Source organism: Cupriavidus sp. BIS7 (assembly GCF_000292345.1).
Lineage (GTDB): Bacteria > Pseudomonadota > Gammaproteobacteria > Burkholderiales > Burkholderiaceae > Cupriavidus.
The window spans coordinates 1-14,819 of sequence record NZ_ALOU01000022.1; the positions used below are offsets into that span (position 1 = coordinate 1).

Genomic DNA, 14,819 nt, shown 5'->3' on the forward strand with positions numbered 1-14,819 from the left:
ACTGTACGTTTATACAGTATAGTGACGCCTTAGCCGACACTGCCGACCCCAGGCTCCGTGCAAGACCCCACTGGACGCGTTGGATCCCGAATAGGGCATGATGGCGCATCGGCACCGCGCAAGACGCGTGCGAATCGAGCATAACTCATTGATTTGAGGGACTAAATTGTCAGACCATGGCCTAATCCGCATTCGCGGCGCCCGTCAGCACAATCTCAAGAATGTCGATCTCGACCTCCAAACGGGCCAGATGACCGTAGTGACCGGCCCTTCTGGCTCGGGGAAATCGAGCCTCGTGTTCGACACGCTCTACGCCGAGGGCCAGCGCCGCTACGTCGAAACGTTCAGCGCCTATGCGCGGCAGTTCCTGGACCGCATGGACCGTCCGCAGGTGGACAAGGTCGACGGCGTTCCGCCGGCAATCGCGATCGACCAGACCAACCCGGTGCGAAGCTCGCGATCCACGGTCGGCACGATGACCGAACTCAACGATCACCTGAAACTGCTGTTCGCGCGTGCGTCGGAACTATTCGACCGGCAGACCGCGCTGCCCGTGCGGCATGACTCGCCGGAGACGATCTACGCCGAACTGGTGGCCCGCACCGGCGCCGGCCAGCCGTTCGCCGATGCCCGCCTGGTGCTGACTTTCCCCGTCGAATTACCCGAATCGGCCACCGAGGATGAAGTCACGCAATGGCTATCCGTCAGCGGCTATACGCGCGTGCATGGGCAGCGCCTGGTGGAATCGCCCACCGGCAACCGCAAGATGCTTGACGTGGTGGCTGACCGCTTCCGCATTGGTAACGTCGAGAAAGCCCGCGCGGTAGAGGCCATCGAGGCATCGCTGAAGCGTGGCAGTGGCCGCGTGAGCGTGCATGTGGTGACCGACGATGGCGAGGGCCCGGTCTGGAAGTTCTCCACCGGCCTGCACAGCCCGGAAAGCGATATCCGCTATGCCGATCCGCAACCGGCGATGTTCTCGTTCAATTCCGCCTACGGCGCGTGCGATGCGTGCCGCGGCTTCGGGCGCGTGATCGGCGTCGATCTCGGGCTGGTGATCCCCGACGTCCGCAAATCGTTGCGCGATGGGGCGATCAAGCCAATGCAGACCCCGGCGTGGAAGGAATGCCAGGACGACCTGATGCGTTACGCCGCAAAGGCCGGCATTCCGCGCGACCTGCCGTGGAACCAGCTCAGCGAGGCCGAGCAGCACTGGGTGATCCACGGCTCGCCGGACTGGAACGGCCAGTGGAACAAGCAGTGGTACGGCGTGATGCGGTTCTTCAACTACCTGGAGTCGAAGGCCTACAAGATGCATATCCGGGTGTTGCTGTCGAAGTACCGCAGCTACACCCCGTGCGAAACCTGCGGCGGCGCCCGCCTCAAGACCGAGGCGCTGCTGTGGCGCCTGGGCAGTGCCGACAACGCCAATGCCGTGTTGCCGCAGGCAGATCGCTTTCTGCCACGTGGCGTGGACTGGGATCGCACACAGCTTGAATCGCTGCCCGGGCTGACCGTGCACGACCTGATGCTGATGCCGATTGCACGCATCCGCCGCTTCTTCGACGACCTGACGCTGCCTTCGGCCTTGCTTGATGACGCGCTCAAGCTGCTGCTTGCCGAGGTCCGCACACGGCTCAAGTACCTGTGCGACGTTGGCCTGGGCTATCTCACGCTTGACCGCCAGAGCCGCACGCTTTCGGGCGGGGAGGTGCAGCGGATCAACCTGACCACCGCGCTTGGCACGTCGCTGGTCAATACGTTATTCGTACTGGACGAGCCAAGCATCGGCCTGCATCCACGCGACCTGAACCGGATCGTGGAAGCCATGCATCGCCTGCGCGACGCTGGCAACACGCTGGTGGTGGTGGAGCATGACCCATCCGTGATGCTGGCCGCAGACCGCCTGATCGACATGGGGCCGGGGCCGGGCGAGCGCGGCGGGTCGATCATCTTCGACGGCACCCCCGAGAACATTCGCAAGACACCGACGCTGACCGGCGACTACCTTGGTGGGCGCCGCCGCGTGACCGATTCGTCGGACTGGAAAACGCGCGCGGTCGACGCCGATACCCCGAGGCTGGTGCTGGAAGGCGCCAGCGAGCACAACCTCAAGGACGTCAACGTCGAGATTCCGCTCAATCGCCTGGTATGCGTGACCGGCGTCTCTGGCTCGGGCAAGTCGACGCTGCTGCAGGATGTGCTGCACCCGGCAATGGCACGCCATTTCGGCAAGGCCACCGAATCGCCGGGCGCCTACCGTGATCTGGTTGGCGCCGGGCAGGTTGACGACGTCGTGTTCGTCGACCAGTCACCGATTGGCAAGACCGCTCGTTCGAACCCGGCCAGCTACGTCGGGGCGTTCGATGAAATCCGCAAGCTGTTTGCCAAGGCTCCGCTGGCGCTGCAACGCGGTTACACGGCAGGCACGTTCAGTTTCAACTCCGGCGATGGCCGCTGCCCGACCTGCGGCGGTTCGGGGTTCGAGCACGTGGAGATGCAGTTCCTGTCGGACGTCTACCTGCGTTGCCCCGATTGCGACGGCACGCGCTATCGCGCCGAAGTGCTCGAGGTCAAGATCGAGCGCACCGCGCGCGGCCAGGCGCCGCGTGCATTGAGCGTGGCCGATGTGCTCGAACTTACTGTCAACGAGGCCACCGCGCTGTTTGAAAGCGACCCCGCCGTGCTGCGCGTTCTGGCGCCTATCGCCGACGTCGGCCTGGAGTACGTCAAGCTCGGCCAGCCCGTGCCCACGCTTTCCGGCGGCGAGGCGCAGCGCCTCAAGCTGGCCGGATTCCTTGCCGAGGCCGCGCAGGCCCAGCCAGTGAAGAACCGCAAGGCCGTGGTGCTGCCCAAACGGCTGTTCATGTTTGACGAGCCGACCACCGGCCTGCATTTCGACGATATCGCCAAGCTCATGCGTGCGTTCGGCAAGCTGCTCGATGGTGGCCATTCGCTGATCGTGATCGAACATAACCTCGACGTGATCCGTGCTGCCGACTGGATCGTCGATCTTGGCCCTGAAGGCGGCGATGCCGGTGGCCAGGTGGTCTGCGCCGGTACGCCTGCGCAAGTCAGGGCCTGTGCCGAATCGCACACGGGCCAGGCGCTGATCCACTATGACGCGGCACTCGGGGAAGCCGGCACGCTGGCCGCCGAACGCGCCGAGACTGCCGCACACGGCCTGCCGCTGCAGGCCGCGGTACAAGCGGCGAGGGCGCGCCGCGCCGTGGAAGGCGAGAATGTCGTACGCATTGTCAACGCGCACGAACACAACCTCAAGTCGCTCGACGTCGATATTCCCCACGGCAAGTTCAACGTCATTACGGGCGTGTCGGGCTCGGGCAAATCGACGCTCGCGTTCGACATCCTGTTCCACGAGGGACAGCGCCGCTATCTGGAGTCGCTCAACGCCTACGCGCGCTCGATCGTGCAGCCGGCAGGGCGGCCCGAGGTGGATGCCGTGTACGGCATCCCGCCAACCGTGGCAATCGAGCAGCGGCTGTCGCGTGGCGGCCGCAAGAGTACCGTGGCCACCACGTCCGAGGTCTGGCATTTCCTGCGCCTGCTGTACGTCAAGCTCGGTATCCAGCATTGTGTCCATGACGGCGCGCCCGTGACGTCGCAGAGCCCCGCATCGATCGTGGCCCAGTTGCTGCGCGATCACCGCGGCGAGCACGTGGGCATGCTGGCGCCGCTGGTGGTCAACCGCAAGGGCGTCTATACAGATCTGGCCAAGTGGGCAAAGGCGCGCGGCAACACGCACCTGCGCGTCGATGGCGAGTTCCTGCCTGTCGATCCGTGGCCGCGCCTGGACCGCTTCCGCGAACACACGATCGAGCTGCCCGTCGGCGATATCGTGGTATCGCCAGACAACGAAGCGGAACTGCGGGCATTGCTTGAGCGAACGCTAGAACTCGGCAAGGGCGTGATGCACCTGCTGGCGCCGCTGGATGGGCTGCATGACGCCATGCAGGACGGCCAGCGCACGGGACACGTCGGGCAAACCAAGGTGTTCTCGACCAAGCGCGCCTGCCCGGTCTGCGGCACGAGCTACCCCGAGCTCGATCCGCGCATGTTCTCGTACAACAGCAAGCACGGCTGGTGCAATACCTGCGTCGGCACCGGGCTGGCCCTGACTCGCGAGCAACGCGCCGCATTCGACGACACCGTACTCGGCGGCGACGATCGCGGCCGCGAGCAGAGCCTGCCGTCGGAGGAGCAGGAACCGGAAGGCGTGGGCGATACGCCGTGCCCGGATTGCGCGGGCACGCGTCTCAATCCGGTGGCGCGCGCGGTCACGTTCGATACGAATGCCATCACCGATGTCGCCCAATGGACGGTGTCCGATACACGCCGCTGGGTGGATGGCCTGACGCTGAAAGGCCGCGAAGCCGAGATCGCACGCGACGTGGTGTCCGAGATCGCCAGCCGCCTGCAGTTCCTGGAGGAAGTCGGCCTGGGCTACCTGAGCCTGGACCGCGCCGCGCCGAGCCTGTCCGGCGGCGAGGCCCAGCGTATCCGTCTGGCCGCGCAGCTTGGCAGCAACCTGCAGGGCGTCTGCTATGTGCTGGACGAACCGACCATCGGCCTGCATCCGCGCGACAACCAGATCCTGCTCGATGCGCTGCGCAAGCTCGGCGACAAGGGCAACACGCTGGTGGTGGTGGAGCACGACGAAGACACGATCCGCCGCGCCGACCACATCATCGACATTGGTCCCGGTGCGGGCAAACGCGGCGGGAGCCTGGTGGCGCAGGGTGGCGTGGAAGCGCTGGCCGCGGCCCGGGAATCCACCACGGGCCGTTTCCTGGCCCACCCGATGACTCACCCGCTGCAGCCGCGGCGTCAGGTGAGGCCGGCACGCGCCGGCAAGGAAGCCGAGCCGCAGCAATGGCTGACCGTCCACGGCGCCCATCTGCACAATCTGCGCGATGTCACGGCGCGGATTCCGCTGACGCGGCTGGTGGCCATTACCGGGGTGTCCGGCTCGGGCAAGTCCACGCTCGCACGCGACGTACTGATGACGAACCTGCTCGACGCCGTCGGCCGCTCGGTGATGTCGTCGCCGGCCACGCGCCGCGCACGGGCGGTGGCCGAGAAGGCGGGCAAGCCGACCGCCACGAAATCGCTCAGCGTTGAGCACGCATGGCATGGCTGCGAGTCGATCACCGGCTGGGAGGCTATCGACCGCGTGCTGGAAGTCGACCAGACGCCGATTGGCAAGACGCCGCGCTCGTGCCCGGCCACCTATATCGGCGTGTGGGACGCCATCCGCAAGATGTTCGCGGAGACGCTGGAGGCCAAGGCACGCGGCTACAGCGCGTCGCGCTTCTCGTTCAACACGGGCGAAGGGCGTTGCCCGGCCTGTGAGGGGCAGGGCGTGCGCACGATCGGCATGAGCTTCCTGCCTGACGTGAAGGTGCCGTGCGACGTCTGCCATGGGCAGCGGTTCAATCCCGAAACGCTGGCTGTGACCTGGCGTGGCAAGAATATTGGCGAAGTGCTGACGATGGAGATCGATGAGGCCGTCGAGTTCTTCTCGGCCATCACGCAGATCGCGCATCCGTTGCAACTGATGAAGGATGTCGGCCTGGGCTACCTGACGCTTGGCCAGCCGTCGCCAACGTTATCGGGCGGCGAGGCGCAGCGTATCAAGCTGGTTACCGAGCTGTCGAAGGTCCGCGACGACATCACGCGCCGCGGCCAGAAGGCCCCGCACACGTTGTATGTGCTGGACGAGCCCACGGTGGGGCTTCATATGGCCGACGTAGCGCGGCTGATCCGCGTGCTGCACCGCCTGACCGATGGGGGCCACAGTGTGGTGGTGATCGAGCACGATCTCGACGTGATCGCCGAGGCCGACTGGATTATCGATCTCGGGCCGGAGGGCGGTGCCAACGGCGGCACGATTGTTAGCGCGGCAGATCCGGAGACGCTGTCAGGTACCCGGGCCAGCCACACGGGCGCCGCGCTGGTGCCGGTGCTCGCGCGCGTCGCGCGGGACGAGGCACGGGCAACGGGCTGACCAGGACGAGCTGACCAGAACGAGCTGACCAAAAAGGGCCGACTACAGCGGCCTGATTAGCGTGACTTCGGTCTGATTAGCGCGACTTCGGTGACTTGCGCGGTGGCGGCCCCTGGAGCGCCGCCGCGCAGAAGTCGATCAGTTCTCCCACGGGCGGCTCGGTACGCGACCGTTTCCCGCGTTCACGCACCCAGTGAGCCAGCGAGTAGACCACCGTGTCCAGGAACCAGACCATGCGCAGCTTCATCACCTCGCGCGGCACGTTCGGACAAAGCTGGAAGATGTGCTCCCGCACACGGTACAGGGCGCTCATTGCCGTCCGGTCGACCAGCCCCTTGTTGAGCAGGCTGGGGCTGAACGTGGTCTGGGCCAGTACCTGCAGGTAGTTGGTGCCCCAGTCCGTGCGCAGCACCACGTCGACGAGCGGGAGAATCGTGGCTTCCGCCACGTCGTGAATGTCGATGGCTTGTCCACGCTGCTCCAGCGCATCGAGATATTCGTTGCGAATCCTGTTGATCTGATGCAGGCGGCGGTTGAGCAGATGGCTCACCAGCGCCTCGCGCGAGCCGAAGTGATAGTGCAGGGCGGATCGATTTTTCTGGCCGCTTTCCACCACGATCTGCCGCAGCGCCACCTGTTCCACACCCTGTTCGGCAAATAGCCTTTCAGCGATTTCCAGAATCCGCCGTGCGGTATCGGTCAGCCCGTCGTCTTCCTCGGCGGCTGCGGCCCGCATGCTTGCATTTGTCCTGGCCTTGCCATGCGCGGGGGGCTGGTGCTCGTCGACGATCACGGCGCGCGCTTGCTTGAGCTTCATCAGAAATGTCCTGCCGTTCCCTTGGGGGCTTGCTGTTTGCTGTTGGATGGGTGGAAGCCCCGCAAGGATACGGAAAAATCCGATGTCCGACATCCGCGCGGCGTCGAAATTCGTCCAAATGTGCCCGCACCTGGGGAAAGCCCTAACTATCTGAACCACCGAATGCCATTAGCCTTCGTCGCTGTCGATTTAATACGAGAGATTAAATGACGCCGCGATCGGGAGATCGCACCTCATGGCGCAGGGCGTGGAGACCCGCCGGCGCCATGGGGCACCACACGGGAACACCAGAGGACGGGAAGTACACAAGATGAAGAAGACGCTGTTCGCCGCGATTGCCGGCGCGCTGCTTGCGCAAGGGGCGCAAGCGCAATCGTCCGTGACGCTCTATGGCGTCGTGACGACTAGCATCCAGTACGTGAACCACGTACAGAACACCAGCAATGGCGTGCTGGCGCCCGGCAGCGGCTCGGCCGTGTTCATGAACTCATCGGGCATTGCACAGTCCCGTTTCGGCCTGCGTGGCACCGAGGATCTCGGCGGCGGGCTCCAGAGCCTGTTCGTGCTGGAGAACCAGTTCAACACCGACAACGGGCAAATGGGCCTCGGCGGCCTGCTGTTCGGGCGCCAGGCCTTCGTGGGGCTGCAGAACCAGTGGGGCAAGCTGACGTTCGGCCGCCAGTACACGTCGGCGTTCCTGACCATGGGCAGCTTCACACCCGTGGCCTACGCGCCGGAGTTCGAGCCCGTGGTCGGCATTGCCGGGCCGAACTTCCGCGAGAACAACATGGTGCAGTACCAGGGTGCGTTCGGGCCGGTTACGCTGATGACGCACTGGTCGTTCGGCGAGCGCACCGGGACGTTTGCAGCCGGTTCCGCGTACGGCGTGGGCGCCGCGTACCAGTCCGGCCCGTTCGGCATTGCCGCAGCGTATGACGAAGTCAAGACGCTCAACGTGGCGCAGGCCACCGGCGCATCCGGGTCCAACGACTACGGCCGCGACATGCGCGCGATGTTCGCGGGCAGCTACAGGCTTGGGCCAGTCAAGATGGTTGCCGGTTATCGCTGGGGCAATTCGGTCGCGCCTTCCACGGGTACGCCAACGCTGCTGCCGCACCGTGACAACATGTACTGGGCTGGCCTGTCCTGGGATGCCACGGCGGCGCTGCGCCTGACCGCCGCGTATTACTACGACGACATCAAGGACGCGACGATTGGCGGCGTTCATGTCAACCCGAAGAATCCGCAGCAGTACCTCGCGCTGGCCGACTACAACCTGTCCAAGCGCACCGACTTGTTCTTCGCTGTTGTGTACGCGCGCAACGCGTCGCTGAACTGGGACAACATTTCGTATCTGCCGAATGGCCAGTCCGTCGGGTATCTGCCATCGACGTCGCAGGTCTACTACAAGACGCCCGGCGCCAGCGGCCAGACCGGCGTGTCGCTGGGACTGCGTCACATCTTCTGAGTTGCCGAGGGAGGTGCCGGCGCGGTGCTCCACTACGCGCGCAGGCATTCTGGCGCCGCAATCGACGTTGCGGCGCCTTTTTTATTTGTCGGGGCCAGCCACAGCCGGCGCCGTCATCGTCCGATTCTGCTGAACGTAGGTATCATCACCATGTTTACGCCAAAGGGTCCGGACGACATGCAACGCAAGACTTTCCGCAATATGCAATGCCCGATTGCCCGCAGCCTCGAACGAGTCGGCGAGTGGTGGAGCATCCTGATTCTGCGCGATGCGTTCTATGGCACGAAGCGCTTCGATGAATTCCAGCGCAATCTTGATATTGCGCCGAACATGCTGACACGCCGGCTGAACGGGCTTGTCGAAGAGGGGCTGCTGGAAAAGCGCCAGTACTCGGAACGCCCGCCGCGCTACGAGTATGTACTGACCGAATGCGGTCGCGATTTCCGCCCGGTGCTGTTGTCGCTGCTGGCGTGGGGCAATCGCAATTTCGCTCCGGAAGGGCCGAGCGTGCAGATCGTGGACCGCGATACCGGAAAGGTCGTGGAGCCGCTGCTGGTCGATGCGGAGAATGGCGAGCCGCTGCAAATGGGGCGGCGGCATGTGGTCAGGGCAGGGCCTGCGGCCGACGATCGCACGCGCGCGCGACTCTCGTCGGCCGCTTCTCATATGACAACATCCGCCCCGCATGTGCAGGAAGCGGGTCGCATCGAGTGACGATCGCCAGACTGCCAGGTTGCTCCGGAGGCATTTCTGACATAGAGTCGTTGCACTAGCACCCGTTCTCCGACGGTTTCCCGCCGACTCCGGACACGACCTGATGCCACGTCTTTCCTACCCGTGCCTGATCCTGGCCGCACTGCTCGCGGCCTGTACCACCACGCCGATGCCACCGCCCGCGCCACCGCAGCGCATGCCTTCCACCTCCGTATCGCCACCGCCGGCCACGTATGGCGGCGGGGTCAGTCGCGCCCAGATGGAGGCCGCCGGCAATGCCTGCGAAAAAACGGTGGCCAATGCGGTCAAGAATCGCTACCCGCAACCGGGCAGCGTGATGATGATGCCGGACCGCGAACGGATCTTTCAGCAATCGGGCACGCAGGCCGGTGTGAGCGGTGAGGGTACTTTCGAGCCAGACGGCAGTGAAGAAAGCATGTCGTTCCGCTACACGTGCCTCTACAACACCCGCACGAATCGTGTCGATGACGTGCAGATGCGGTACGGCCAGTAGTACTGGCGCCGACTCCCGCGCCTAGATCATCCCGCCGTTTGCGCGCAGCACCTGGCCATTGACCCACGCACCATCGGGGCCGGCCAGGAAAGACACCACAGCGGCGATATCCTCTGGCGTGCCCAGCCTCTCCAGCGGATTCAGCTTCGCCAGGCGATCGATCAGTTCTGGCGACTTGCCATCGAGGAACAGGTCGGTAGCGGTTGGACCGGGCGCCACCGCGTTGACCGTAATGCCGCGTCCGCGCATCTCCTTGCTCAATACTGCCGTCATCGCCTCCACGGCAGCCTTCGATGCGGCGTAGATGCCGTACTGCTCCGTGCGCAGGCCGATCACGCTGGTAGAGAAATTGATGATCCGGCCGCCGTGCCGCAAGCGCTGCGCTGCTTCCCGCATGCCGTGATAGGCGCCTTTCAGATTGATGCCCATTACGCGATCGAACATCGCGTCATCGGACTCCGCAATCGAGCCGAGCAACATGATGCCCGCGTTGTTGACAACGACGTCGATCCTGCCGAGGGCGGCTTCCGTGGCATCGAACAGCCGCGATACGGCCGCAGCGTCTCCAACGTCGGCCTGCACAGGCATGGCCCGCCCGCCGCCCGCTTCAATCTTGCGCGCCAGCGCCGTGGCGGCGGCAGCGTCATTTGCGAAATTGATGGCGACTGCAAGGCCGTCGCGGGCCAGCCGCTCCGCAATGGCCGCGCCAATGCCGCGCGACGCGCCGGTAACAATGGCAACACGGTGTCGGTTCTGCATTTCCATGACATTCCTCGGTGAATCGTGATTTGGTGAGGAAACGATAGACCTTACGCTGTGGCAGATAAATGGGCAAAATTCGGCATCAGAATTCGAATTTTCGGACAATATGGATCGAATCGACGCCATGCGCGTATTCATGCGGATTGTCGAGCGGCGCAGCTTCACGGCGGCGGCGCAGGATCTGGACCTCCCGCGGTCCTCGGTGACCGACGCCGTCAAGCAGCTCGAATCGCGGCTTGGCGTTCGCCTGTTGCAGCGGACCACGCGCCATGTCAGCCCGACGCTCGATGGCGAGGCGTACTTCCAGCGCTGCCAGCGCCTGCTGGCCGATTTCGAGGAAGCCGAGTCGGCGTTTGCCGGCGCCATCCCGAAGGGCATCCTGCGCGTTGACTTGCAAGGCCAACTGGCGCGACGCTTCCTGTTTCCCGCACTGCCGGCGTTTCTTGTGCGCCATCCCGGCATCACATTCGAGATGAGCGAAGGCGACCGGCTTGTCGACCTTGTCCGGGAAGGCATCGACTGCGTGCTGCGCGCAGGCGAACTGCAGGACAGCGAAATGGTGGCCAGGCCTGTGGCGCGGCTTGCGCAGGTCACGCTGGCATCGCCGGACTACCTGGCGCAGCATGGCGTGCCGACATCGCTGGAGACGTTGAACAGCCACCAGATGATCGGATTTCGGTCTACGCTGACCGGTGGCATCCTTCCGCTCGAATTCATGGCCGAAGGCACCCGGCACGAGGTGCGGCTGCCCGCGCTCGTGGCGATGAGCGGCGCGGAGAGCTACGTGGCCGCTTGCCGCCTGGGGCTGGGGCTGGTGCAGGTGCCGCGCTATCACGTGGAGGACGATCTGGCCCGTGGCACGCTGGTCAGCGTACTGCCAGAAATGCCCCCACCGCCAATGCCGGTATCGCTGCTATACCCGCGCAGTCGTCAGTTGTCACAGAGGGTCAGGGTATTTATTGATTGGGTTTTGGCGGAGTTCGCTACAAAAGACGGCTGATCAATGATCGATGGAGGAAGACCGCAAGGTACTCAACAGACATCATTCAAGCTGGCATTGCATCGGCCCAAGCAAACCTTCTCGTTTTCCCGTATTGTTCGGAACTGGCGATAGTTGACGTCACAACGAAAATCGCCGCATCCGAGACTTCGCCCCGATCGAGATCGTGCAGAACAACGCCAGCCAGCCGCCCGCCGCGCAAACCGTACCCCACGACGCCCCGATGACCGCGCGCGAGAAGCGCGGCATGGCCGCCATCATGATTGCCGTGTCGCTGGCCACGCTCGATACGGCCATCGCCAACACGGCCCTGCCGAATATTGCCGCCGACCTGAACAGCACACCGGCGGCATCGGTATGGATCATCAATGCCTACCAGCTTGCCATGGTCGCCACGCTGCTGCCGTTCGCAGCGCTCGGCGGCATTGTCGGGCATCGGCGGATTTACCTGGGCGGCGTGATGGTGTTCATCGTCTCGTCGGTGATCTGCGCGATGGCGTGGTCGCTGCCGTCGCTGGCCGCCGCACGCGCGCTGCAGGGCATCGGCGCTGCGGCAATCATGAGCGTGAACACGGCGCTGATCAGCGCCATCTTCCCGATCCACCGGCTTGGGCGCGGCGTCGGGCTCAACGCGCTCGTCGTGGGCGTTTCGTTCGCAGTAGGACCTACCGTGGCTTCGGTCATCCTGTCCATGGGGTCCTGGCCCTGGCTGTTCGCCGTGAACCTGCCGATCGGGCTGCTGGCCCTGGCGATCGCGTTTCCATCTCTGCCCCAGACCAAGCGGAGCCAGCACGGCTTCGATCCCGTGGCGGCAATCCTCAACGTCATCACGTTTTCCTCGCTGATCTTTGCGCTGGGCGAGGGCGTGCAACGCGCGCCGACCGAGTATGTGGTGACCGCCGCTGTCATCTTCGTCATCGCATTCGCACTGCTGCTGCGCCGCGAACGCGGCCGTCCGGCCCCGATGCTGCCGGTGGACCTGTTCAGGCGTCCAATGTTTGCACTGTCGACGCTGACGGCCATCTGCTCGTTCGCGGCGCAAGGCCTGGCCTTTGTGTCGCTGCCGTTCTACTTCGAGCATGTCCTGGGCCGCAGCCCCGTGGAAACCGGCTTCCTGCTCACGCCATGGTCCGCAGTGGTGGCTGTGATGGCGCCAATCGCAGGGCGGCTGTCGGACCGCTACCCGCCGGGGTTGCTCGGCGGCATCGGCATGGCGGTCATGTCGATAGGACTCGCTTCGCTGGCGCTGATGCCGGCCGATGCGAGCGTACTCAATATCGGCATCCGCATGGCAATCTGCGGCGCCGGATTTGGCTTCTTCCAATCGCCCAATCTCAAGGCCCTGATGGCCAGCGCGCCGCGTGAGCGGGCGGGTGGCGCAAGCGGTGTGGTGGCCACGGCACGGTTGCTCGGGCAGGCGACGGGCGCGGCACTTGTGGCGCTGTCGTACAGCATCGCGGACAGCCACGGGCCGACGCTTGCGCTGGCGCTGGGTGCCGGCTTTGCCGGTGCGGCAGCCGTCGCCAGCGGTTTGCGGCTGGTCACGCCGCAGAGTGCAGACAGCGCCGCCATGCAGACCGCCCGGAAGTAATCGCGAGATATCGCCGGGCGCCGCTGCCGCCTATAGTGAACCGAGGGGACTACGAAACGTTCGGGACGTCCAACCGCCCGCCAGAGGCCGGAACGCCGATTGCCCAGGCAAGGCGTGCTTCGTGACCGGCTGGCGGCGCTGCCTGGCCCGCCGTATCACGAGCGAGGGAGGTAGCGATGAATCTCGCCAGCATTCTGGTCAGCGTCAGCCTGGCCTCGTCCGTGGCCGTGTCCTCCACGCCTGTCGAGAAGCAGTTGCTCGCCATCAGCCCCCACGATTTTGCCCAGCAGTTCAATGCCGTGGCGCACGATGCCGGGGAAAAAATGGCCTTGCCCGATTTTCGTGCCAAGCCCGGCTGGCATCGTGCCAAGACCAGCGAAGGGATCTCCGTGCTCGTGCGCGGCGCGCACACCGGCTACGCGATCGAAGAAGTGATCGTGGTCTGCCAGACTTCCGAGCAATGCCTGCAGACGATATCGACCGCGGCCCAGGCCATCGATTCGACGATCGACCAGAGCCTGTTGCAGCGCTTCGTGGCGGCGCGCATCGCCGAGCAACTGGGCGAAGTGGCGCTGGTGATCTCCGGACTGGTCTATCTCGTGGTGAACCCCGAGGACGAGGACTATGTGGCGCTGGTTATCCGCCCGTATCTGCCACAGCAGGAACTGACGGCTCATACGCAGGCTGCACTGCACCGTGACCCGGCGCCGGCACACGGCACCTGATCAGTGCAGCGGCGGCGTAGCGCGCCGCACCGCCCGGCCGGATTCATGTGACGGTGCAAAGTCTGCAACGCGCTGCTCGAGCATGCGCTGAAGTTCTGTTGCACCGCGATAGTAGTGCGCCAGCAGCAGGCGTAGCTCGGGGTCGTCCAGCGGTTCGCGCAACAGCGCGCCGTAGGCGGCGGCGGCACGTCCGGCCTGCTGCGCGGCGTATTCCAGCAAGCCGGGTTCTCCCGCGTCGAATGGCGGGATTTCGCGATGGCCATCGGTCACGTCACGGCCTTGAGCGCCTTCCACGCCTGCGCGTGTGGCCAGCTCCGTCGCTGCGCAGTGCTGCAGGTTGGCACGATGCGCCAGTTCGGCCCGCATCTGCGGGTCCGCAGCGGCTGCAGCGACGGCGGTCAACGACTCCGCACACCGCTCGGCATGGCGGCTGAGCCGCGCAAGCGCACTGGTCAGTGCATCCATGTACGTCTCCGTTGCATCTCCAACTACTGTAGGTGACGCACGGTGTCGATCGGCCGACGCCGCTGCCCACGTCGTAGTTATTTTTCTGAAGATCGGACATGCATGCGGCATGCCATGCACCATCGTGAGACATGACCTGCCCGCGGTATGAAACTTGCGTGCCGGCGTTCTCTTTCCGGTGCCGCTGGGCCGCTCTACGCGGGAAGTACCGCTGTGGCCTCGATCTCGAACAGCATGCCATCAAGGGCCAGGCGCGGGACCGGGATCAGCGTGCAGGCAGGGGCGGGCCAGTCTCCCAGCATGGCCTGCCACGCACGGCTGAAGATGGCCAGGCGCTCCATCGAGTGGTCGACGATCAGCACCGTGATCCTTGCGACATCCGGAATATCTGCGCCACCAGCCTGCAGCGCAACGCGCAAGTTGATCAGCGCCTGCTTCACCTGCGCAGCGAAATCGGCGCGCAATCCGCCACACATGTCCTCACCCCCCTGGCCGGCGGCGAACACAATCCGTGCGGGCCGGTTGGCGATGGCGACGTGCGAATACCCATTGAGCCTGGGGTCATAGAGATCGGGCGGATTCATGAACTCAAGGTAAGGCGCGCGGGGGGATTCAAGCAGCATGGCAACGGTCCTCAGTGGAAAGTGGCGCCAGTATCAAACCTCAAGCACGCTTGAGGTCAAGCGTTTTGCGCTACGATCGTCCACTGCTCATCACAGTCCGCCCCCAACACGA

At 64.8% G+C, this 14,819-nt stretch carries 11 protein-coding genes; 7 read left to right on the plus strand and 4 right to left on the minus strand.

Annotated elements, in window-relative coordinates:
- Positions 1-166 precede the first annotated feature (166 nt).
- Complete coding sequence (gene uvrA, locus B552_RS0109265; protein ID WP_026035483.1) at positions 167-6,028, plus strand: excinuclease ABC subunit UvrA; 5,862 nt, start codon at positions 167-169, stop codon at positions 6,026-6,028.
- A gap of 76 nt (positions 6,029-6,104) precedes the next feature.
- Here uvrA and B552_RS0109270 read toward each other — a convergent pair whose 3' ends face one another.
- The gene (locus tag B552_RS0109270) at positions 6,105-6,845 is read right to left on the minus strand and encodes a TetR/AcrR family transcriptional regulator (protein ID WP_019448733.1); all 741 of its coding nucleotides are present in this window, start codon (positions 6,843-6,845) and stop codon (positions 6,105-6,107) included.
- A 310-nt stretch (positions 6,846-7,155) separates the two neighbouring features.
- Between B552_RS0109270 and B552_RS0109275 the strand changes: the two genes are divergently transcribed.
- The 3 genes from B552_RS0109275 to B552_RS0109285 all read left to right on the plus strand — a co-directional run bounded on the left by B552_RS0109275 (position 7,156) and on the right by B552_RS0109285 (position 9,541).
- Positions 7,156-8,313: a porin gene (locus B552_RS0109275; protein WP_019448734.1), complete on the plus strand. Its 1,158-nt coding sequence runs from the start codon at positions 7,156-7,158 to the stop codon at positions 8,311-8,313.
- Positions 8,314-8,463: 150 nt separating this feature from the next.
- Positions 8,464-9,027: a helix-turn-helix domain-containing protein gene (locus tag B552_RS0109280; protein WP_035879644.1), complete on the plus strand. Its 564-nt coding sequence runs from the start codon at positions 8,464-8,466 to the stop codon at positions 9,025-9,027.
- A gap of 103 nt (positions 9,028-9,130) precedes the next feature.
- Positions 9,131-9,541: a hypothetical protein gene (locus tag B552_RS0109285; protein WP_019448736.1), complete on the plus strand. Its 411-nt coding sequence runs from the start codon at positions 9,131-9,133 to the stop codon at positions 9,539-9,541.
- Positions 9,542-9,562: 21 nt separating this feature from the next.
- Here B552_RS0109285 and B552_RS0109290 read toward each other — a convergent pair whose 3' ends face one another.
- Entirely contained in the window at positions 9,563-10,306 is a 744-nt protein-coding gene (locus B552_RS0109290) for an SDR family oxidoreductase (protein ID WP_019448737.1), read from the minus strand.
- A 103-nt stretch (positions 10,307-10,409) separates the two neighbouring features.
- Between B552_RS0109290 and B552_RS0109295 the strand changes: the two genes are divergently transcribed.
- The 3 genes from B552_RS0109295 (at position 10,410) to B552_RS0109305 (ending at position 13,619) form a co-directional block, all read left to right on the plus strand.
- A complete protein-coding gene (locus B552_RS0109295) occupies positions 10,410-11,303 on the plus strand; it encodes a LysR family transcriptional regulator (protein ID WP_019448738.1) in 894 nt (297 codons plus the stop codon).
- Positions 11,304-11,526: 223 nt separating this feature from the next.
- Positions 11,527-12,894 (plus strand): MFS transporter, encoded by a 1,368-nt coding sequence (locus B552_RS0109300; RefSeq protein WP_019448739.1) that lies wholly within the window; start codon positions 11,527-11,529, stop codon positions 12,892-12,894.
- A gap of 176 nt (positions 12,895-13,070) precedes the next feature.
- A complete protein-coding gene (locus B552_RS0109305) occupies positions 13,071-13,619 on the plus strand; it encodes a malto-oligosyltrehalose synthase (protein ID WP_019448740.1) in 549 nt (182 codons plus the stop codon).
- On the opposite strand, the gene B552_RS0109310 is transcribed toward B552_RS0109305, so the two are convergent.
- Both B552_RS0109310 and B552_RS0109315 read right to left on the minus strand, forming a co-directional pair.
- Positions 13,620-14,084, minus strand: a complete 465-nt coding sequence (locus tag B552_RS0109310) for a hypothetical protein (protein ID WP_019448741.1) — start codon at positions 14,082-14,084, stop codon at positions 13,620-13,622.
- A 194-nt stretch (positions 14,085-14,278) separates the two neighbouring features.
- Positions 14,279-14,707: a Rid family hydrolase gene (locus B552_RS0109315; RefSeq protein WP_019448742.1), complete on the minus strand. Its 429-nt coding sequence runs from the start codon at positions 14,705-14,707 to the stop codon at positions 14,279-14,281.
- Positions 14,708-14,819 lie beyond the last annotated feature (112 nt).

What these genes read in the sequence shown, in the direction of transcription:
- B552_RS0109270 (WP_019448733.1), bottom strand. Translation starts at nt 6,845, where the DNA reads ATGAAGCTCAAGCAAGCGCGCGCCGTGATCGTCGACGAGCACCAGCCC.
- B552_RS0109275 (WP_019448734.1), top strand. Translation starts at nt 7,156, where the DNA reads ATGAAGAAGACGCTGTTCGCCGCGATTGCCGGCGCGCTGCTTGCGCAA.
- B552_RS0109280 (WP_035879644.1), top strand. Translation starts at nt 8,464, where the DNA reads ATGTTTACGCCAAAGGGTCCGGACGACATGCAACGCAAGACTTTCCGC.
- B552_RS0109285 (WP_019448736.1), top strand. Translation starts at nt 9,131, where the DNA reads ATGCCACGTCTTTCCTACCCGTGCCTGATCCTGGCCGCACTGCTCGCG.
- B552_RS0109290 (WP_019448737.1), bottom strand. Translation starts at nt 10,306, where the DNA reads ATGGAAATGCAGAACCGACACCGTGTTGCCATTGTTACCGGCGCGTCG.
- B552_RS0109295 (WP_019448738.1), top strand. Translation starts at nt 10,410, where the DNA reads ATGGATCGAATCGACGCCATGCGCGTATTCATGCGGATTGTCGAGCGG.
- B552_RS0109300 (WP_019448739.1), top strand. Translation starts at nt 11,527, where the DNA reads ATGACCGCGCGCGAGAAGCGCGGCATGGCCGCCATCATGATTGCCGTG.
- B552_RS0109305 (WP_019448740.1), top strand. Translation starts at nt 13,071, where the DNA reads ATGAATCTCGCCAGCATTCTGGTCAGCGTCAGCCTGGCCTCGTCCGTG.
- B552_RS0109310 (WP_019448741.1), bottom strand. Translation starts at nt 14,084, where the DNA reads ATGGATGCACTGACCAGTGCGCTTGCGCGGCTCAGCCGCCATGCCGAG.
- B552_RS0109315 (WP_019448742.1), bottom strand. Translation starts at nt 14,707, where the DNA reads ATGCTGCTTGAATCCCCCCGCGCGCCTTACCTTGAGTTCATGAATCCG.